The 18,268-nt window shown below is 55.4% G+C and carries 19 protein-coding genes, 1 tRNA gene and 1 pseudogene; 13 read left to right on the forward strand and 8 right to left on the reverse strand.

What is annotated here, in order from left to right; all coding sequences use genetic code 11:
- Window positions 1–124: 124 nt before the first annotated feature.
- The 4 genes and pseudogenes from sbcB to minC all read right to left on the reverse strand — a co-directional run bounded on the left by sbcB (window position 125) and on the right by minC (window position 3,520).
- Window positions 125–1,585, reverse strand: a complete 1,461-nt coding sequence (gene sbcB, locus CH74_RS12040; protein WP_048307783.1) for an exodeoxyribonuclease I — start codon at window positions 1,583–1,585, stop codon at window positions 125–127.
- Window positions 1,586–1,640: 55 nt separating this feature from the next.
- Entirely contained in the window at window positions 1,641–1,895 is a 255-nt protein-coding gene (minE, locus tag CH74_RS12045; protein ID WP_048307784.1) for a cell division topological specificity factor MinE, read from the reverse strand.
- Window positions 1,892–2,710: a septum site-determining protein MinD gene (gene minD / locus CH74_RS12050; protein WP_048307816.1), complete on the reverse strand. Its 819-nt coding sequence runs from the start codon at window positions 2,708–2,710 to the stop codon at window positions 1,892–1,894. The genes minE and minD overlap by 4 nt, the downstream gene beginning before the upstream one ends.
- Before the next feature lie 47 nt (window positions 2,711–2,757).
- Window positions 2,758–3,520: pseudogene (gene minC, locus CH74_RS12055) on the reverse strand (septum site-determining protein MinC).
- A gap of 222 nt (window positions 3,521–3,742) precedes the next feature.
- On the opposite strand from minC, the gene CH74_RS12060 reads away from it, so the two are divergent.
- Entirely contained in the window at window positions 3,743–6,511 is a 2,769-nt protein-coding gene (locus CH74_RS12060) for a DUF349 domain-containing protein (protein ID WP_048307786.1), read from the forward strand.
- A 78-nt stretch (window positions 6,512–6,589) separates the two neighbouring features.
- Here the strand turns inward: CH74_RS12060 and phbB are convergent, their stop codons facing one another.
- The gene (gene phbB / locus CH74_RS12065; RefSeq protein WP_048307788.1) at window positions 6,590–7,336 is read right to left on the reverse strand and encodes an acetoacetyl-CoA reductase; all 747 of its coding nucleotides are present in this window, start codon (window positions 7,334–7,336) and stop codon (window positions 6,590–6,592) included.
- Between the two features lie 173 nt (window positions 7,337–7,509).
- Here phbB and CH74_RS12070 point away from each other — a divergent pair.
- Window positions 7,510–7,586 (forward strand) — tRNA-Met (locus tag CH74_RS12070).
- Between the two features lie 449 nt (window positions 7,587–8,035).
- Window positions 8,036–8,968: a co-chaperone YbbN gene (locus tag CH74_RS12075; protein ID WP_048307790.1), complete on the forward strand. Its 933-nt coding sequence runs from the start codon at window positions 8,036–8,038 to the stop codon at window positions 8,966–8,968.
- 58 nt (window positions 8,969–9,026) lie between these two features.
- Here the strand turns inward: CH74_RS12075 and CH74_RS12080 are convergent, their stop codons facing one another.
- A complete protein-coding gene (locus CH74_RS12080) occupies window positions 9,027–10,175 on the reverse strand; it encodes a MalY/PatB family protein (protein ID WP_048307793.1) in 1,149 nt (382 codons plus the stop codon).
- Between the two features lie 37 nt (window positions 10,176–10,212).
- Here CH74_RS12080 and CH74_RS12085 point away from each other — a divergent pair, with 37 nt between their 5' ends.
- From CH74_RS12085 to CH74_RS12120, 8 genes are read left to right on the forward strand one after another with little or no spacing between them, the layout of a single operon-like run.
- Entirely contained in the window at window positions 10,213–10,641 is a 429-nt protein-coding gene (locus CH74_RS12085; protein WP_048307794.1) for a hypothetical protein, read from the forward strand.
- A gap of 58 nt (window positions 10,642–10,699) precedes the next feature.
- A complete protein-coding gene (locus tag CH74_RS12090; RefSeq protein WP_048307798.1) occupies window positions 10,700–11,521 on the forward strand; it encodes a hypothetical protein in 822 nt (273 codons plus the stop codon).
- Window positions 11,522–11,545: 24 nt separating this feature from the next.
- Window positions 11,546–11,956, forward strand: coding sequence for a thioesterase family protein (locus CH74_RS12095; RefSeq protein ID WP_048307799.1), 411 nt, complete (start codon window positions 11,546–11,548; stop codon window positions 11,954–11,956).
- Window positions 11,953–12,423, forward strand: coding sequence for a Cys-tRNA(Pro) deacylase (gene ybaK / locus CH74_RS12100; protein ID WP_048307801.1), 471 nt, complete (start codon window positions 11,953–11,955; stop codon window positions 12,421–12,423). The genes CH74_RS12095 and ybaK overlap by 4 nt, the downstream gene beginning before the upstream one ends.
- A 59-nt stretch (window positions 12,424–12,482) precedes the next feature.
- The gene (locus tag CH74_RS12105) at window positions 12,483–12,815 is read left to right on the forward strand and encodes a hypothetical protein (RefSeq protein ID WP_048307802.1); all 333 of its coding nucleotides are present in this window, start codon (window positions 12,483–12,485) and stop codon (window positions 12,813–12,815) included.
- Entirely contained in the window at window positions 12,784–13,305 is a 522-nt protein-coding gene (locus tag CH74_RS12110) for a DUF501 domain-containing protein (RefSeq protein ID WP_048307819.1), read from the forward strand. The genes CH74_RS12105 and CH74_RS12110 overlap by 32 nt, the downstream gene beginning before the upstream one ends.
- A 42-nt stretch (window positions 13,306–13,347) precedes the next feature.
- Window positions 13,348–13,890 carry a TIGR00730 family Rossman fold protein gene (locus CH74_RS12115; RefSeq protein WP_048307803.1) on the forward strand — a complete coding sequence of 181 codons (543 nt, stop codon included), beginning with the start codon at window positions 13,348–13,350 and terminating at the stop codon, window positions 13,888–13,890.
- A gap of 35 nt (window positions 13,891–13,925) precedes the next feature.
- Window positions 13,926–14,915 carry an NAD(P)H-quinone oxidoreductase gene (locus CH74_RS12120; RefSeq protein WP_048307804.1) on the forward strand — a complete coding sequence of 330 codons (990 nt, stop codon included), beginning with the start codon at window positions 13,926–13,928 and terminating at the stop codon, window positions 14,913–14,915.
- A 73-nt stretch (window positions 14,916–14,988) separates the two neighbouring features.
- Here CH74_RS12120 and CH74_RS12125 read toward each other — a convergent pair whose 3' ends face one another.
- Window positions 14,989–15,498 carry a tetratricopeptide repeat protein gene (locus tag CH74_RS12125; RefSeq protein ID WP_048307806.1) on the reverse strand — a complete coding sequence of 170 codons (510 nt, stop codon included), beginning with the start codon at window positions 15,496–15,498 and terminating at the stop codon, window positions 14,989–14,991.
- 331 nt (window positions 15,499–15,829) lie between these two features.
- Between CH74_RS12125 and yaaA the strand changes: the two genes are divergently transcribed.
- Together yaaA and CH74_RS12135 are read left to right on the forward strand one after the other, a co-directional pair.
- Entirely contained in the window at window positions 15,830–16,603 is a 774-nt protein-coding gene (gene yaaA / locus CH74_RS12130; protein WP_048307810.1) for a peroxide stress protein YaaA, read from the forward strand.
- Between the two features lie 93 nt (window positions 16,604–16,696).
- Window positions 16,697–17,518: a Tim44 domain-containing protein gene (locus CH74_RS12135; protein WP_048307812.1), complete on the forward strand. Its 822-nt coding sequence runs from the start codon at window positions 16,697–16,699 to the stop codon at window positions 17,516–17,518.
- A 98-nt stretch (window positions 17,519–17,616) separates the two neighbouring features.
- Here CH74_RS12135 and CH74_RS12140 read toward each other — a convergent pair whose 3' ends face one another.
- Entirely contained in the window at window positions 17,617–17,814 is a 198-nt protein-coding gene (locus CH74_RS12140; protein WP_048307814.1) for a hypothetical protein, read from the reverse strand.
- Window positions 17,815–18,268 lie beyond the last annotated feature (454 nt).

Raw genomic sequence — 18,268 nt, forward strand, 5'->3', positions numbered from 1 at the left:
CCAGCAACCTGCTGGACACCGTCGAAAGCTATCTACCGCTTTCCAAGCAAAAATAAAAACAGAAGTGACAAAACACGTTCGCGCCAGCTGGCGCGAACGTGTTTTTGACTTGTTCGATGCTTTCCTAGCCGAAAGCTTGAGCCGGCATCATCGCTTCGACATGCATCACTAGCTCTTCGAGCACCTGCCGATCATGATCATCGAGAGATACCTGATTGAGTCGCTCGATCTCTCGCGCAAAGCCCTGAAGAGTCAACGCACCCAGACGCGTATCATTCATGCGCTCCCAGCGATAGGCCTCCCACTGGCGTTGCTCTTCGCTGGCCAGCGTATCGGGATAGTTTCGCGCCCGTAATCGAAACAACATCTCTTCGAGCCGGGAATCCTGAAAGGCAAAGGCGGTTTCTCCCAGTGCTTCCGGCGCCGTTTCAAGTACTCGCTGCATTTCCTGACGATCCGCCGGCGAAAAGAAGCCACCGCTGTAAAGCATGGCATCCGGGTCCTGCAGCCCCTCTTCTGGTTTTTCAATGAATACGGCTGCGGCCTTTCGGGCTGCCTCGGGATTGGCGCCTAGCGCTTTCCAGTGGGCTTCGCACTGACCACGATCGAGCTTAAGCCTGGCAGCGACGTCTTCGGTCACCGCCGAGATCGGCAATAGCACGGGGCTGCGGTTGATGTGCACGATCTTCAATGGAATACGCGATTCGCCTTCCGCCAGCTCGTCGGCGCTGGCAAAAACGCGAGCCCGTATTTCTTCCACGGAAAGATCAAATAAGGGAGAAGGATCGACGGATAGATCGTAGACGATGACCCCATTGGGGTTAGTCGGGTGCTCTGCCAAGGGCATGACCAGGGCACCACAACCGCGATTCGCCGGATAGCGCCTGGAAATATGCAGCATCGGCTTACGAGAGGGAATATCCAGGAGCTTGGCAACCTCACGCTTGCTGCGCAGCTTGAGCAAGTAGTCGAACAGCCTGGCATTGCGCGCCTTGAGTAGCTGTGCCATGGCGATAGTTGCCCGCACGTCCGCCAGCGCATCGTGCGCGCCAACATGCTCGATATCATTAGCCGCAGTGAGGTGCTCGAGTTTGAAGCTGGGGGCGCCATCGTCTCGCATCGGCCACTCTATGCCGTCCGGGCGCAGCGCATGGAAGGCGCGCACCACATCAATGAGATCCCAGCGCGAATTGCCGTTTTGCCACTCTCGGGCATAAGGATCGAGAAAATTTCGATAGAACAAGTGACGGGACACTTCGTCGTCGAAACGCAGGCTGTTATAGCCCAGAGCACAGGTGCCAGGAACACTCATTTCAGCATTGATGCGCTGTGCGAACTCAACCTCTGGAAGCCCCCGACGCCGGGCCGTTTGGGGCGTGATACCCGTAATCAGGCAGGCTTGGGGATGGGGAAGATAGTCATCAGCCGGTTTGCTGTAGAGAATGAGAGGTTCGCCAATCGGGTTGAACGCCTCGTCGGTGCGAATGGCTGCAAATTGCGATGGCCGATCCCGTCGAGGATCGGCACCAAAGGTTTCATAGTCATGCCAGAGAAATGTGTGCTGCGAAGCGCCGCGCTGCGCCATGACCACTCTCCACACCAATGGAAAGCGATCAGCCTAGCATAGTGGTGCTAATCTCTCAGCCGCTATGAGGCAGTGTGACGTTGAGCTCCAATACAGAGCAGTCGTCTTCACGATCAAGACTGATATTGATGGCTTCCTGATCCACGTTGACGTAGCGGCGAATGACCTCCAACAGCTCCTTCTCGAGCATTGGCATGTAATCCGGCTGTCCGCGCTGACTACGCTGATGCGCCACGATGATCTGCAAGCGCTCCTTGGCTACGGAGGCCGACTGTTTGCGTTCGCGCTTGAGAAATTCGAGTAGTTTCACCGACGACCTCCTCCGAACATGCGAGAGAGCAGGCTCTTCTTCTGGACCTGATGGAAACGTAGCGGTACCTCCTCGCCCAACAGTCGCGACACGGTGTCCGTGTAGGCCTGACCTGCATCGCTTTTCATATCGTGGGTTACCGGCACGCCCTGGTTCGAGGCCCGAAGCACAGCCTCGGATTCAGGAATCAACCCGATCAGATTGATGGACAGGATCTCGCGGATATCATCCAGGTTAAGCATGTCGCCGTAGGTGACCCGCTCCGGATGATAGCGGGTAATCAACAGATGCTCCTTGACCGGTTCGCGCTTCTGTTCGGCACGCTGGGTCTTGGCGGACAGCAATCCCAGGATACGGTCAGAGTCGCGCACCGAGGACACCTCAGGATTGGTCACTACCACTGCCTCGTCGGCGTAGTACATGGCCAACTGAGCGCCACGTTCAATGCCGGCGGGTGAATCACAGATGATGTAGTCGAAATCCTTGGATAGTTCGTCGAGCACTTTTTCGACGCCTTCAGAGGACAATGCATCTTTATCCCGGGTCTGGGAGGCTGGCAGAATGTAAAGGTTGTCGACACGCTTGTCGCGAATCATGGCCTGATTCAGGCCTGCTTCGCCCTGGATCACGTTGACCAGATCATAAACGACGCGGCGCTCGCAACCCATAATCAAATCCAGGTTACGCAAACCCACGTCGAAATCGATCACCACCGTCTTGTTGCCGCGTAGTGCCAGCCCGGTGGCGATGGCTGCTGCACTGGTCGTCTTTCCGACCCCACCTTTACCGGAGGTCACTACAATGATCTTGGCCAAGATATGTTTCCTGTTGCTTGTTTGATGATCGTTCATAGTCTCTCACTTCAAACCAGTGATGCGATGGTCAACTGATCGTCGTTGAGACGCACCTGTACTGCTTTGCCCAGTAACTGTGGATCGATGTCCTCAAGACGCTTGTAGTTCCCCGCCAGGAAAGCAGTTCGGCATGCAGCTCGTGACAGAAGATACCAGCCTCGCGGTCGCCATGGATACCCGCCAGGCACGTCCTCGCAGGGCACCATAAACATGTACGTTGCCTCCGGCCAGCACTTCCGAGCCCGCGTTGACTGCCCCTACTATCACCAGATCGCCCACGGGAGCGCTAATTTGCTGACCCGAGCGTACCGTACCGCGGAATATACGGCTGCCTACGGGAGCCACACCGGCGGGGATGGGACTCGCTTCTTCCTCTGAGTCTCGACTGTCTTCGACATCTTTCTCGAGAGCAGGAGCAGCAACGCTTTCAAGAGCGCGGGAACGTACCTCCTGAGGTGGAAACCAACCAAGACCTAACGCCCAGGCAGATTGCTTGACCGGGTCCGGACCGCCACGCACCGCAACGGGTAGCAGCTTATGGGCACGGCACACGGCACAAATCCGCTCCAACGCCAGATGTGGCTCATTGAGTTTTTCAACACTCACCACGACTGGCGTATGCTGAAAGAAAGCAGGGGACTGACTTAGCTTGCCCGCTAATTGCTCGCGAATCCGCTCCGGGTCCGCACTGGTCAGTTCCATGACCGTCATGGGCAGCATGCCACCCTTGAAGGAGAAGGCGGTGCCTTCCCTGTCCACGTTGAGACTCATTGCCGATCTCCGTGTCGGGTAATGTCACTAGCTAAGCGAGGGTTTACCAAGCCACCACCGATGATACGCTCAGCGGGTGCGACTTGTCAGCGTGATCGTGCATCAACGCTTCGGGCTTTCCCGGTGGTAATGCACATGCTTAGATGGTATCGGCATCGGTCTTGGCAGGATGCCGTCCAGCACCACATCATACAAAATTCTTTCAGGGATGCATGTACAGTGATGTCAGGTTTGTTTCGTCGTTTTTTTGCGCCCCGTTGGCAACACCGAGATCCCGCGATTCGTCGCCAGGCATTAGTGCGTCTGGATCCCACTCAGTTTCAGGACCGGGAACAGCTGGAGCAGCTGGTCGGTGATGAAGATGCCAGTGTCCGACAAGCGGCTCTCGCCCGTCTAACGGATCCGGCTCAACTGCTGCGGCTCAGGGAACAGCAGGATTCTCCGGAACTGAGCGCTCGTTTGCTCGTTCTGCTCATTGGCCAGCCTGAATCGCCGCCGCTTGCTAAACGCTTGAGTCTGATCGAAAGGATCGACGATGCGCCACTGCTGACGCAATTGGCCCTGCACGGCGACAATCAGGAGTTGCGCCTGGCGGCGCTCGAGCGCCTGCAAGATGAAGAGGCTCTTATTCATCAAGCCCTGGAAAACGGTATCGCGGCAGTACGTCATGTGGCTGCAAAGCGTATCACCTCAGAACAAGGGCTTCAGCGCCTGAGCCGAGAGTCTCGCCGCGACAAGCAAGTCGTGCGTCTGGCCCGGGAGCGACTGAATCGCTTGCGAGAAGATGCTGCGCAAAACGAAGCACAGCGCGCCAAACGCGAACGTATTCTGGAAGCTCTCGAGCAACATGCTCGTCACGCCTGGGAGCCTCTCTATGCGGGTCGCTATCGTCATCTGCAGCGTGAATGGGAAAATCTGCACGATCTGCCAAGCGCTGATCAGGAACGTCGCTATCAGGAAGCAAGCTTGCGCAGTCGCAAGATCATCAGCGACCACGAAGCCCAGCATCAGGTCATTGCAAGTGCTAATCGCAAGCGTATCGAAGCCGACGAGGCACGCCAGGCGCTGATAGAAGCGCTTGAAGAGGATCTGGTCAGCCTACAACGCAGTGAGCGTATAACTGCCCAGGACATGGCAAGCCTGAACGCCCACAAGCGTCTTCTGATCAACCGCTGGCAGGCGCTCTCGGACCAGCATGCGCCGGATATCACCCTCGGTGCGCGCTATACCCAAGCCTTGGCTAGACAGGATGAAATCAATCAGGCCTGGGATCGTCTGGAACAGCACGCAGAAATGTTGAGCGATGCATTGCAACGTCAGGATAGCGAGACCCTGCGTCAGATGCTGGAAGCGTTGAGCTGGCCTGAAGACCTGCCACCCACCCCGTTGCTGAAACAGGTGCAGAAGTATCTTGTCAATGACAAGACAACGGAGACCGATAGTCAGCAGATCATTCGCTTCGAACAGGATCTCGAAGAGTTCGAACGGCTACTCGAAAGTGGCGCCTTCAAACCTGCCAGCCGTCTGCACCAAAGTCTGCGTCAGCGCAGCGAGACGCTAACGGCAGAGCAGCACCGCAAGCATCAACCTGTGCTCAAGCGTCTCGGCGCCCAGCTGGCAGAGTTGCGGGACTGGCGTAGTTTCGTGGCCGGCCCCAAGCGAGATCAACTTTGTCATGCCATCAACGAATTGGCTGATAATTCCGCTTTGAGCGACAGCGAACTCGACCGCCGACATCGGCAGCTCGTCAAAGAGTGGAAGGATCTGGGAGATGCGGCAATGGATCGGGAGCTTTCGGCTAGCTTCCGGGCCGCCTCCGATCGAATACGTGCACGTCTGAACGCTTGGCATGTGGCACAAGAGGAAGAGCGACAGCGCAACCTCGAAGCCAGAATAGCACTATGCGAGCAACTCGAAATCCTGCTTGAGAATCCGGACGAGAATGCCGATCCTGATGCCTTGCGCCTGATTCGGGACCGTTCCCGAGAGCAATGGCGTCTTTTTTCGCCGATTCCTCGGGGTCACGGCGAAAGCACCGGTCATCGCTTCGGTCATATCCGTCACGCCCTGCAGGCGCTGATCGATCAGCGAGCTCATGAAATAGGCGTCGCCAAGCAAGCCCTGGTGGAAGAGGCCCGCCATCTGCAGTCAGGATCTGAGCCTGCTTCCAAACGCGCCGAGCAAGTCAAGCGTCTACAGCAGCGCTGGCGTGAACTTGGGCGCGCTCCCAAGGGTGAAGAACAAGCGCTTTGGCGTGAGTTTCGTAGTATCTGCGACAGCATTTTTGCTGCTCGGGAAAATGAGCGAGACGATCGCGCCCAGCGGGCCCAGGATCGACTTAACGCCATGCAGGCGCTAGTTGAACGCCTGGATGCCTGGCAACCCAAAAGCAGTGACGAAATGTCGTTACTGAATCAGGCAATTGCCGAGGCAGAAGCGCTGGAACCGTTGCCGTCAGGGCGCCGCAGTGAGGGTATGCGTAAACGCTGGACGGGTATTCTACATTCTCGACAGGAACGTCTTGAACGCCTTGCAATAAGCGAAGAGGCGTTGCGCTGGCAACATCTGGGGCCACTGCTGGAGACCCACCGGCAGGCTGACGTTCGGGTTCTCGAAGGCCATGCTCCGGAGGACATCGAAGCACCATTTGCCCTCGACGAGGACATGAAGCGCGCGCACGAACAGCGCAACAAGGCCCGCCATCAACCTATCGACAGTGAAACCGTTGCGTCGGAATTGGCTCGTCTACGAGTGCACCTGACCCTGCTAGCGAACGGTCGTATCGAGCGTGAAGACGAGCCATTGCGCTTGGCGATTCAGGTAAAACGTCTTAATGCGGCGCGTGAGCGCACGCTTACCAAAACCGACGAATTGCACGCCATTCTCTGCGATATTCTTGCAGCTGGCCCGGTATCGAAAGCGATCTGGACCCGCGAGGCAAATGAGCTAGATAGAGTGTTGACCCAGCTTGCCAATCATTCCATTTCCTGAAATACCGAGAGCGAGGCAGTCACCTCGCTCTCGCTCTTCTATCAATAAACTTGAAGCGAACTCAACGGTTCATTGTCATCAGCCCATGAACTGACCGCCATTGATATCAAGGTTGGCTCCCGTAATGAAACCAGAATTACGGTGCGCCAGGAACGTGATTGCATGAGCAATCTCTTCGGGCTCGCCGAAGCGTTTGACGGGAATTCCCTCACGAATCGATTCGCGAATTTTCTCCGGTATATCCATGATCATGTCAGTGGCGATATAGCCAGGCGATAAGGTATTGACGGTAATGCCCTTGGTTGCGGTCTCCTGAGCAAGCGACATGGTCAACCCATGCATACCGGCCTTGGCGGCCGCGTAGTTGGCCTGGCCAAACTGTCCCTTACGACCGTTGATCGAGGAAATATTGATGATGCGTCCATATCCCTGTTCCAGCATGCCGGCAAGCACGCTCTTGCAAGTATTGAAGACACAGTTGAGGTTGGTATCGATGACTTCGCGCCACTGATCCTCAGTCATCTTCTTCATGGTGGTATCTCGGGTAATACCGGCGCAGTTGACTAGTACCGCTATAGGGCCATACTGCTCCTGAATCTCATGGACACCGGCTTCACAATCCTCATAGTTGCTCAGATTGGCTCCAGAAAGCGCAATATTGTCGAAACCTTGAGATTTCTGGTCTTCAAGCCAGGACTTTGCCTTGTCTGGATTACGGTAACCTGCAACGACTTGATATCCCTCCTTGGCCAGTTCGCGACAGATAGCGGAACCAATTCCCCCGGTTCCACCAGTTACCCAAGCCACGGGTGCTGTTTGTGTCATATTGTCTCCCCCTGAGTCATGACAAATGAACTGACAACGTCAGTCTTTTTGCTATAGGAATGCCGTTGTTATCGCATTCACACTATGGAGTATGGACGAGATTTCTCTTTTTGTCCGGTACTCGCCCCCTTGACCTTTTACCGAATATCCTTATAATGCAACGCACAATCTGATGCGGGGTGGAGCAGTCTGGTAGCTCGTCGGGCTCATAACCCGAAGGTCATCGGTTCAAATCCGGTCCCCGCTACCACATTTCAAAAAGCCGACACCTTTGAGTGTCGGTTTTTTCGTGACCGCGTGTCAGATCACCATGACCCGAAGGTCATCGGTTCTCTTTCGATTCAACGTCCGCGGTCCCTGCTACCAAATTTTAAAAACCGATACTTTTTAGCATCGGTTTTTTTGTAGTATGGATTTGGTTTTTGATCGCTAAATAGCGCCAATATTTTTTGAAAACAATAAATATCACTACTAAATAATTAAAAAACCAATGCCTTTAAGCATTAATTTTTTCGCTTTTTTCAGAATAAATGAAGGCGATTTTTTAAACCGTCATCTACTTCGATTTTACAAAGCCATCGCTATTTCAATAGCGATGATCTGTAATCTCTACGGCCGATAGTGACGAACTGCCCTTGAATCCATCCCGGGTCACCCGCAGTTATCAGGATATTTCCACCTTCTACAAGGTCAAGCGCTATGCCGATTGTCGATCCACGTTCCGGAGTTCCGCTTACATCCTCCGAGTCATCCCAGCAAACAGGTTCGTCAAATACCGATCCATCGACTTACATCATCGATGTGGACATGACGAATTTTCAGCAGGTGGTATTGGAAGGCTCTACCACCCTACCGGTACTGCTCGACTGCTGGGCACCCTGGTGTGAGCCCTGCAAGACGCTGACCCCCATTCTGGAAAAACTGGCCAAGGAATACGCTGGCGCTTTCGTGCTGGCCAAGCTCAATATCGAAGAGCACCAGCAGATTGCCTCTCAGTTAGGCATTCGCTCGGTACCAGACGTCAAGCTGATCAGCCAAGGGCAACTGTACGATCAGTTCCAGGGGGCGCTGCCGGAAAAACAGATTCGTGAATGGCTGGCTCAGTACATCGAAGCGCCTCAGGAGATTCCAGCTAGCCCCGAAGAGCAGGCCGAAGCCGCTCTCGCCGTCGGCGATGCAACCAGCGCCCGGGCTATCTATCAGCAGCTGGTTCAAGAGTATCCGGAATATCACGACTATCAGATCGGATTGGCCAGCGCGGTATTGGCAGAAGGCAGTCCAGAAGAGGCGAAAACGCTTCTGGACAATCTACCCCCGGAGCATCGCGAAGGCGCAAAGGCTCGCGGTGTGCGGGCTCGTATCGAGTTCGGCGAAGAAGCACCCAGTCAGGAAGAGCTGACGGCACTCGAGGGCCGTGATGATAGCGAAGCCCGCTATAAACGTGCCCTGCGTCAGGTTGCCGATGGGCACTATGAAGCCGGTCTTGATGGGCTACTCGACGTGATGAAAAGCGATCGTGCTTACGGCGACGATGCCGCTAGACTGACGCTGCTGCGTGTCTTCGATGCCTTGGGAGCGGATCATCCTCTTACTGTGACCTATCGGCGCAAGCTGTTTGCCCTGCTCTATTGAGATAACAGACTTCACGCACTATTTAACGGCGAGCGACTGCTCGCCGTTTCACTACCGGTTACTTGCTTAGTACCTCGTCGAGACGCTGCAACCCCTGCTCCAGCAGTGCCGCCGGGGTACCGAAATTCAAACGCACGAAACCTGGCCAGCCGAAATCGGCCCCATCGGAGAGAGCAACTTGGGCCTGTTCGAGCAAAGCCCGCTGGGGTGAATCGCCTAGACCGGCCTGGCGCAGATCCAGCCAGGCCAGATAGGTGGATTCCGGCACTTGCCAGGACACACCTGGCCAGCGCTTGACGTATTCACCGATGCGATCGCGGTTGACTCGCAGAACATCGAGCAGCTCTCGGCGCCAAGGCTCCCCTTCGGCATAGGCAACCTCTGCCGCCAGCAGCCCCAGGACGTTGACGCCAGGCATCAATCCGCTCATTGCCTGCTCAAAGCGCTGGCGCAGTGCTGCATTTGAAATGACGGCGCAGGCACAGGAAAGCCCGGCCACATTGAAGGTCTTGGACGGCGCCCATAGCGTGATGATGCGATCCGCCAGATCGGGGAAGAGTGCTGCCAACGGGCGATGAGGCTCGTCCTCGAGAATCAGGTCACAGTGCAGTTCGTCGGAGACGATCAGCAGGTCATGACGCGCCGCCAGCTCGGCGATGACCGCCAGCTCTTCGTGCTGCCAGACGCGTCCGGTAGGATTATGAGGGTGACACCAGAGCAACAGCTTCGTCTGCGGCGTAATTGCCGCTTCCAGCGCTTCTAGATCAAGGCGCCAGCCTTCGCCCGAGGCAACCGGTTCGGCTAGTTCAGCGGTCTGGGCAAGCCGTCCGGTATGCTCTGCCACCTTGAGAAAGGGCGGATAGATCGGCGTGACGGTCAGCACGCCATCTCCTGGCTCGGTCAATGCCAGACTTGCCAAGTGCAGCGCCGGAACGACACCTGGCAGCCAGAGCTGCCACTCCGGCATAATCTCCCAGTCGTAATGCCGCTGGCTCCACTGGCAAAGCGTTTGAAGCAAGCTATCGGGTGTTCGGCCATAGCCAAATACGCCGTGTTCGACCCGGGCCTGCAAGGCTTCGACGATCGCCGGGGGTGAAACAAAATCCATATCGGCGACCCATAGAGGTAGCACGTCCTCTTCATAACGCTGCCACTTCTGGGTCGGATACTGGCGACGATCGATGAACGTGACAAAATCGAAGGGCATGACGCCTCCTTTATCATAGCGACTCGGAAGACCGAACATGCCTGAAAGCACCTTCTATGCCAAGGTCTCCCGCGGCATACCGCACTTGATCGATCACTGGTTGCAGCTGGGCCAGGCGAGCCCTGATCGACTGGCGATGATTCTTGCGGACACCGCGCGCTTGGCCAAGCTGGGCGAGCCCGAGGAAACGGCTCCTAAAGGCGAACAGCTCAATGAGTGGAGCAATAGCCGTCAACCGCCTCTGTGGGCAGCTCGCACTTCACTTTTCTTGCTGGTGCAAATGCCTTCCCGGCCCGTACCTCGGGATGAGCACGAAACCTGCGCCTGGGCTTATTGCTGGCTTCGCAATCGCTCCTTCGAGACGGTCATCCAGGCGATCGAAGCGCTACCCGAGCATTTACACGAGCCGCTGAAACCGGCTCTGGAGCAGGCCTGGACGGACAAACAGGCCCAACGTCTCATATAGCGATAGCTCACGAAGCAGTAGCGTACAAGACAGATTTAGTGGATTTAAGGAATTGACAATGGAAGTACCGCTAACCCTTCAGATCGCCAAGCTGGTCATCTCCATTGGCATCGTGCTGGGTCTGTCGATGATTGCCGAACGGGTGAGCACGCGAGTCGCCGGGTTGTTGTCCGGGTATCCGCTAGGGACCGCCATCGCCTTGTTCTTCATTGGTCTCGAGCTATCTCCCAGGTTCGCCGCCGAAAGCGCCGTGCATACCCTCGCCGGTTTCACCTCGACCTTGGCTCTCGGCGGCGGATACCTGCTTTGCGGACGACGTAACGGCCTAGCAGGAGTACTGACAGGCACCGCAGGCGGCCTGCTGTGCTGGTTGGCTGCCAGCGCCATTCTGGCGCAAATAGAGTTCAATCGATTGAGCGGCACCTTGACCACCCTGGCGGCCATCCTGGCATTCACCTGGCTTTATCGCCGCGTGCCGGATACCCGAACTACCGCAAAGGGCCGCTTTTCCTGGTGGGCGCTGGCTTTTCGCTCAGGCCTGGCTGCAGCGATCATCTTTGTGATCACCGGCCTCGCCCATGTGGTGCCCACCGCCTGGGCCGGCATTCTTGCTGCCTTTCCGGTCACCATGTATCCCTTTCTGGTCATATTGCACCTGACCCACGGGATCGCACCAGCAGCCACGGTCATCAAGCATTATCCCGCGGGGCTTGGGTCGCTGCTCAGCTATGCGCTGTGCGTATCCTTGACCTATACATCCCTGGGCCTTGGCCTGGGCACCCTGCTCGGCTTTGTTGTGGCGACCCTATGGCTATTGCTATGGACCCGCCTACAGCGCTGGTGGCAAAGTCGCAAGACTGCTGAACTCAATCCAAACTGATGCTTTTTTCATAGGGACATGATCATGTTTACTCGCCAGATAGAGCCTGCCTTTTACGATACCGATGCGCTCGGCCACATCAACAACACACGCCTTCCAGCTTGGTTCGAATGGGCACGCAACGACCTGTTTCGTCTGTTCACACCGGATCTCGATCCGCGCAAATGGGCATTGATCATGGCACGCATGGAAGTGGAATATTATGCTGAATTATTTTATGGCGAGGATATTGAGCTGCGCACCTGGATTTCGCGCCTGGGCAACAGCTCCTTCACCGTTACCCAGGAGGCTTGGCAGAAAGGTCGGCCCGGCGCCCGAGGCAATACCGTAATGGTCTATTACGATCATGCAGCCAAGCGAGCAACACCACTGCCGCCTGAGATTCGTCACGAGCTGGAGAAACATCTGCAGGAAGATACCGAAGGTCGTGCATGACCCCGGCTATAGATCTATTGCGATGTAACGGTGTCGATTTTGAGCTGCTCGAATACACCCATGATGCGAACATAGCGGCCTATGGCGAGGAGGCAGCCCAGGCGCTGGGCCTGCCGCCGGATGCGGTTTTCAAGACGCTGATTGTCAACGTTGACGGTAAGCATCTGGCCGTGGCGTTGGTACCGGTCTCTAAAACCCTTGATCTCAAGGCCTTGGCCCGAGCCGCCAAAGGCAAGAAGGCAGTATTGGCCGAGGCAGCGGTGGCGGAACGCGCCACCGGTTATGTCGTTGGTGGCATCAGTCCGCTTGGTCAGAAACAGCGCTTGACGACATTCATCGACAGCAGCGCCGAGCAACTCGAATGCCTGTACGTAAGCGCCGGACGACGCGGTTTGGAAATTGCTCTTTCGCCGGAAAAACTGCAGCAACTCACTCAGGCCCGCATGGTGCCCTTGGCGAGAAACTGAATATCGGGCCAAATAAACTGTCACACTAAATATCTCATCGTGCTGCCCTGGAGCCTGACATGGCCATCCGCTACGATCTCTGGCTCGACCCTGAAGATGTCAAGCGTCATCGCGCCGTCGAGGCGGACCTGGAACGCTACTTCATCGAGCGTTTCGCAGACTTTCCCCACATTCGCCTGTTCGGCGATGACCCCTACAATTATGACTCGCCCTTCAATCGACTGTATGATGCCCTGATCCTACGTGCTACCGACTATTGCGAACGTAAATGGGGCTATGTACCGACGCCGGTTCAGCTCAATAAGGCGTTCTTTCGCGGCGTGGCACGCTCGAATAAATTTCTACGAGATCCCGATGACCATGGTGATCCGAACCGCACAAACCCCCACTGACGACCAGCTTGCCATCATTGAGACACAGATAGGGCGCACGCCCCAGGGCATCCAAGCCATTACCGCCATGGATGGACAAGGTACGCCCCTGGTGCTGCGCATGGAGTCCGTCGTCAATGGCAAACCCTTTCCGACGCTCTACTGGCTTAGCTCCGATCGACTCAAGATTGCGTTGTCTCGGATCGAGGCAAGTGGGGTCATCAAGCAGCTTGAAGCACGTCTTCAGGACGATCCGGATTTTCTCGCCGCCTACTGGCGCAGTCACGAAGACTATGTGGCTCAGCGCTGGCACTACATGCGAGATGAACACCGCCAGCAGGCAGAGCAACGAGGCTATATCGATCTGTTTCGACAGCGCGGTATCGGCGGTATCGCCAACTGGCACCAGGTACGCTGCCTGCATACCCAATATGCCCATCATCTGTGTGGCGATAATGTGATCGGTCAATGGCTGGACGCGGAATACGGCGTCATCGACGATATACCCTGATCCTTTTCACTTTTAAAAAAACGAACGACAACAGGAACGAGCATGCGCAGAGTTTGTGTCTATTTGGGGGCTCGAGAAGGCCATGATCCACGGTTTCGTGAAGCCGCCATGGAGCTTGGCACGCGCATTGCCACCCGAGGCTTTGGTCTGGTTTATGGCGGTGCACATATCGGTTTGATGGGAATCGTTGCCAATGCAGCCCTCGAGGCTGGCGGAGAGGTCATCGGTGTCATACCTCACCATCTGATCGATCGGGAAATGGCTCATACCGGGCTGAGCCAGTTGATCAAGGTAGACAATATGCACGAGCGCAAGGCGATCATGGCAGAACATGCCGACGCCTTTATTGCCATGCCTGGCGGCATTGGCACGCTAGAGGAGTTGTTCGAGGTATGGACTTGGCAATATCTAGGCCTGCATGACAAACCCATTGGGGTGCTCGATGTTGCAGGTTTTTATCAGCCGTTGCTAGGTTTCATGGATGATGCGACGAATGCCGGTTTTCTAGCGACGGCGACTCGTGCCAAGCTGCAAAGTGCAGGTACCCCGGATGCCCTGCTGGACATTCTCGAATCACAGCTGTAACCCCATTGACGGAACCACGGATCAAGGAAAGACCCATGTACGCTATTGCGATCGACAACGACAAGACACTGACATGGTGTGAACAACCCTCGCCAGGACCACTGGAACATAATGAAGTTCGCATACGTGTTGCCTGGGCCGGCATGAATCGGGCCGATTCGGGGCAGCGCGCCGGCAACTATCCCCCGCCTCCCGGCGCCTCTGACATTCTGGGACTGGAAGTCAGTGGGACGATCGCGGAGACAGGATCAAGCGTGTCCCAGTTAGAAACGGGCCAGAAAGTTTGCGCCCTGCTTGCCGGAGGCGGCTATGCGGAAGAGGTCGTCGTTGATCAGCGGCAGATAATGCCGATACCTGAAGGACTTGGTCTGCGTGAGTCCGCCGCCCTACCCGAGATGTTCGCAACCGCCTGGCTCAATCTCTTCATGGAAGGTGGCCTTGATCACGCTGAGAGCAAAGGTGAGCGCGTACTGCTGCATGCCGGTGCCAGCAGCGTTGGTAGCACCGCCGTCCAGCTATGTCGAACCTTTGGCTATCCATGTTTCGTGACGGTGGGCAGCGATGAGAAGATAGAACGGTGTAAGGCGTTGGGCGCGGAAGCCGGCTGGAACCGCCATGATGGCAGCTTCGTCGAAGCAGTGAAGGAGTGGGGAGGCGGTGTCGACGTCATTCTGGACCCGGTAGGCGCCGACTATCTTGCAGACAATCAAAAGGTGCTCAATGCCGACGGCCGCTTGGTGCTGATCGCCATACTGAGCGGCCGCAGCGCGGAATTGGATCTCGGCCGCATGTTGATGAAACGACAGCGGCTGATCGGCTCCACGCTGCGCAGCAAGTCGCCTCAAGCCAAGGGTGCGATTCTCGATGAGCTTCAGAAATATGTTTGGCCGCATTTGTCCAACGGCGACTTACAGCCCTTGATCGACAGCGAGTATTCCATTCAAGAAGCGCAAAAGGCCATGGAGCATATGGAAAACAATTCGAACGTGGGCAAGATTCTATTATCGGTTGCTGCGGAAGACTAAGCCGCCACAATCTTACTAAAGCACTACTCTGTCCTATAGCCGGCACCCAAGAAACAGTGCCGGCTACCCGGTGCTAGTGAGTTCGAAGCTTTTCAAGGGAGGCTTCGTTGCCATCGATATCGCGGTCTGCCAAGCGCTGCCAGTGCTCTGAACGCTGTGCATCTTTCGTCAACCCTAACTCACCTACATGATAGGCTCGCGCCAAACGTTCCGCTGCCATCGGATGACCCGACTCCCCTGCACGCGCATACCAGGTCACTGCATGATCATCCCGACGGGGATATTGGGCACAGCCAAACTCATAGATACGGGCAGCCTGATATTGCGCGTGAGCATCGCCATTCTGCGCGGCCTGAAGCACATAGCGTGCACCCTTGGCCTTGTCCTGAGAGGTCGTACCGCGATGAAACAGCATGTGGCCATAAACGGACAACGCATCGACGTGTCCTGCTTCGGCGCACCGCTGAAACAGCCGTAAAGTCAGACGTTGGGTACGCGGTGAGCGTGGCAACCAACGCGTATGAAAAAGTTGTTCCGCCAGCCGAAACTCAAGCCGGGTAAACAAGGAAGATGCCTGCGCCATGGCTAAGAACCTTAAATCCAAATATGTCTGGATGACAATGTCGAATTTGGCTCGTCCTGAGCCACCATCTCCTTACTGCCGACTGGTGAACTTTTTACTTCACAGTGCCCACCGGCCGGCAAGCATACGCCTCTCTCAATCAGCACTCAAGTCGAACCATGATTCCTCGTTGTATCAACGATATCACTATATTCAACTCGTCATGCTGCGAAGCAGCATTCTTGTATTCTACTCCATCGTTTATAAATGAAAAGATAACGAAAGTCGGATCTATCCTAGTACCAACGCTTAAGATACCCTCGTTTCAAGAGCCAACAACGACGGAGGGCCCGTGCTCAGTATCATCTCACCTGCCAAGACGCTGGACTTCGAAACGCCACCGTCTACAGAACAGTACACACAGCCTGACTATCTCGAGCAAAGCAAGGAGCTGGTCGATATCCTGCGCGGCTATTCCCCTCAACGACTCGCCGAACTAATGGGTATCAGCGACAAACTGGCCGGGCTGAATACTGCCCGCTTTGCTGAGTGGTCGATGCCTTTTGATCCTAGTAATGCAAAGCAGTCGGCTCAAGCCTTTCAGGGTGATGTCTACACTGGACTCGAGGCGTCAACGTTCAATGCCGAGGATAATGCCTTTGCTCAAGATCACCTGCGAATTCTTTCCGGTCTCTACGGCTTGCTGCGACCGCTTGATCTGATACAGCCTTATCGTTTGGAAATGGGAACACGCCTACCCAACGCTGCCGGCAAGGATCTATACGCTTTCTGGAAAGACCGCCTGACCCAGGATCTGGAAACCGCTGTTACACGCAGCGGCTCCAACGTGCTCGTCAATCTGGCATCCAACGAATACTTCAAAGCAATCGATATGAAACGACTCTCGGCAAGGGTCATTACACCGGTATTCAAGGATGCCAAGAACGGTCAGTACAAGATCATCAGTTTTTACGCAAAAAAAGCACGCGGCTTGATGAGCGCCTGGCTGATCCGTAATCGCATTGATTCGCCTGATGCGATCAAGACGTTCGATGTTGCCGGTTATCGCTTCAATTCAGCCATGTCGGAAGGGGACACTCTGGTATTCGTTCGAGATGAAGTGTGACCGACTTGGCTTGCAAATCTAGGATACGAATGAAAGATAAACCGCTAGAATGAATCTCCCCTTTTCTAACGCCTTCCCTTCTGGAGACACAACATGCGTAATCTTTTCGTCATGCTGCTGGTCGGCTTGCTAGGTTTTGGCCTGGCTGTCGATCATGCCGAAGCCAAGCGGTTTGGTGGTGGCAAGAGCTTTGGCTCTCAGTCGCGCTCTGCAAACACCCCTTCTAGTACGACCAGTAGAACGGCTAGCACGCCACAGCGTCAGCCTTCAAAGGGGCTGTCACGCTTTGCTGGCCCCTTCGCTGGTTTGCTGGCCGGTGGTTTGCTGGCTTCGCTGTTCTTCGGTGGAGCCTTCGATGAGCTACGGTTTACCGACATACTCTTGATCGCCGGCGCCATTTGGCTTGCTTTTCGCCTCTTTGGTCGCCGCCGCAAGACATCGACTGCGGCAGGGCCGCAGGCCTACTCCGAGCATCAGACGCAGTCAGACAACCAGCAGCAGCACGCGTTTACAGCATCTACCAGTCACGGCCGCATGTCGTCTCATCCGGCTTGGTTTGACAAGGAGCAGTTTCTGGCAGGAGCAAAAGAGCACTTCATGACGTTACAGCGCGCCTGGGACAACAATGACTTCAGCAGCATCCAAGAGTACGTGACACCTGAGCTTTATAATCAGCTACGCGAAGAGCGTGCTCATCATTCGGCAAACAACCGCACCGAAAGTGTGCGTCTTTTTGCCGAGTTGGGCGACGTGCAGGAATACGGTCAAAAAGCTGAAGCGACAGTGCTATTCCACGGCATCCTGGATGAAGATGGCGAGCAGAACGAATTCAACGAAACCTGGCACCTGGTTCGCGATCTACGCGATGGCGCTCCTTGGTACGTCCAGGGCATCGAGCAGAATCCAAGCGCCTAACATAATGTTGTCTTTGCTTTGAAAAGCAAAATGCCGGGCAGCATAGCTGTCCGGCATTTTTCCGCAAGTAGGCACCTTACGGTCATTCGAAATATAGCTCAGTTCTGCGCGTCTTCTGCAGAATCCTGGATGTCGTCACCCATTTCCTCGACGTTGTCGCCAGCATCATCTACGGCGTCGTCAATGTTTTCACCCGCTTCTTCCGCAGGCCCTTGATCATCGCAAGCAGCAACACCACCCAACATCAATGCCATCAACATGGCCAAACCTAGTTTTCGTAACAGGCTGTTTTGCATGTATATCTCCTTAAGAAGCCATCAAATGATTGAAACACAATAACTCGCATCGTGTATAAATACTACTATCGCGTTTTAGTATTGCTTATCAATAACAGCTACTTACTGAGAGGAAAACAACTTACTTTGAACAATTTGTGCTAAGAATATTCAGAGCATCTTCCACTCAGGCCACTCAGCAAACGTTATTTTCCCCACACAAAAAACCCCCGATCTCAGTGAGATCGGGGGTTCGGATAGATGCCTGACGAGGAGCTGGCCGGCATCCCGGGGCTTTATTCGTCTCATCCTGAGACTTACCCTTCGGGCCCGCTAAAGCGGTTCCCGTTTGTTCCCGACAAACGGGTCCATGGGGAAAGCCCTGAGTGACGTTCTCACCTCGCTGGGCGTAATAAATGCCTGACGATGACCTACTCTCACATGGGGAGACCCCACACTACCATCGGCGCTGAGC

Source organism: Halomonas sp. PR-M31, from assembly GCF_001039575.1.
Classification (GTDB): domain Bacteria; phylum Pseudomonadota; class Gammaproteobacteria; order Pseudomonadales; family Halomonadaceae; genus Modicisalibacter.

Coding starts and splice junctions, on each gene's coding strand:
- sbcB (WP_048307783.1), bottom strand. CDS start 1,585: ATGGCGCAGCGCGGCGCTTCGCAGCACACATTTCTCTGGCATGACTAT.
- CH74_RS12060 (WP_048307786.1), top strand. CDS start 3,743: ATGTCAGGTTTGTTTCGTCGTTTTTTTGCGCCCCGTTGGCAACACCGA.
- phbB (WP_048307788.1), bottom strand. CDS start 7,336: ATGACACAAACAGCACCCGTGGCTTGGGTAACTGGTGGAACCGGGGGA.
- CH74_RS12075 (WP_048307790.1), top strand. CDS start 8,036: ATGCCGATTGTCGATCCACGTTCCGGAGTTCCGCTTACATCCTCCGAG.
- CH74_RS12080 (WP_048307793.1), bottom strand. CDS start 10,175: ATGCCCTTCGATTTTGTCACGTTCATCGATCGTCGCCAGTATCCGACC.
- CH74_RS12085 (WP_048307794.1), top strand. CDS start 10,213: ATGCCTGAAAGCACCTTCTATGCCAAGGTCTCCCGCGGCATACCGCAC.
- CH74_RS12090 (WP_048307798.1), top strand. CDS start 10,700: ATGGAAGTACCGCTAACCCTTCAGATCGCCAAGCTGGTCATCTCCATT.
- CH74_RS12095 (WP_048307799.1), top strand. CDS start 11,546: ATGTTTACTCGCCAGATAGAGCCTGCCTTTTACGATACCGATGCGCTC.
- ybaK (WP_048307801.1), top strand. CDS start 11,953: ATGACCCCGGCTATAGATCTATTGCGATGTAACGGTGTCGATTTTGAG.
- CH74_RS12105 (WP_048307802.1), top strand. CDS start 12,483: ATGGCCATCCGCTACGATCTCTGGCTCGACCCTGAAGATGTCAAGCGT.
- CH74_RS12110 (WP_048307819.1), top strand. CDS start 12,784: ATGGTGATCCGAACCGCACAAACCCCCACTGACGACCAGCTTGCCATC.
- CH74_RS12115 (WP_048307803.1), top strand. CDS start 13,348: ATGCGCAGAGTTTGTGTCTATTTGGGGGCTCGAGAAGGCCATGATCCA.
- CH74_RS12120 (WP_048307804.1), top strand. CDS start 13,926: ATGTACGCTATTGCGATCGACAACGACAAGACACTGACATGGTGTGAA.
- CH74_RS12125 (WP_048307806.1), bottom strand. CDS start 15,498: ATGGCGCAGGCATCTTCCTTGTTTACCCGGCTTGAGTTTCGGCTGGCG.
- CH74_RS12135 (WP_048307812.1), top strand. CDS start 16,697: ATGCGTAATCTTTTCGTCATGCTGCTGGTCGGCTTGCTAGGTTTTGGC.
- CH74_RS12140 (WP_048307814.1), bottom strand. CDS start 17,814: ATGCAAAACAGCCTGTTACGAAAACTAGGTTTGGCCATGTTGATGGCA.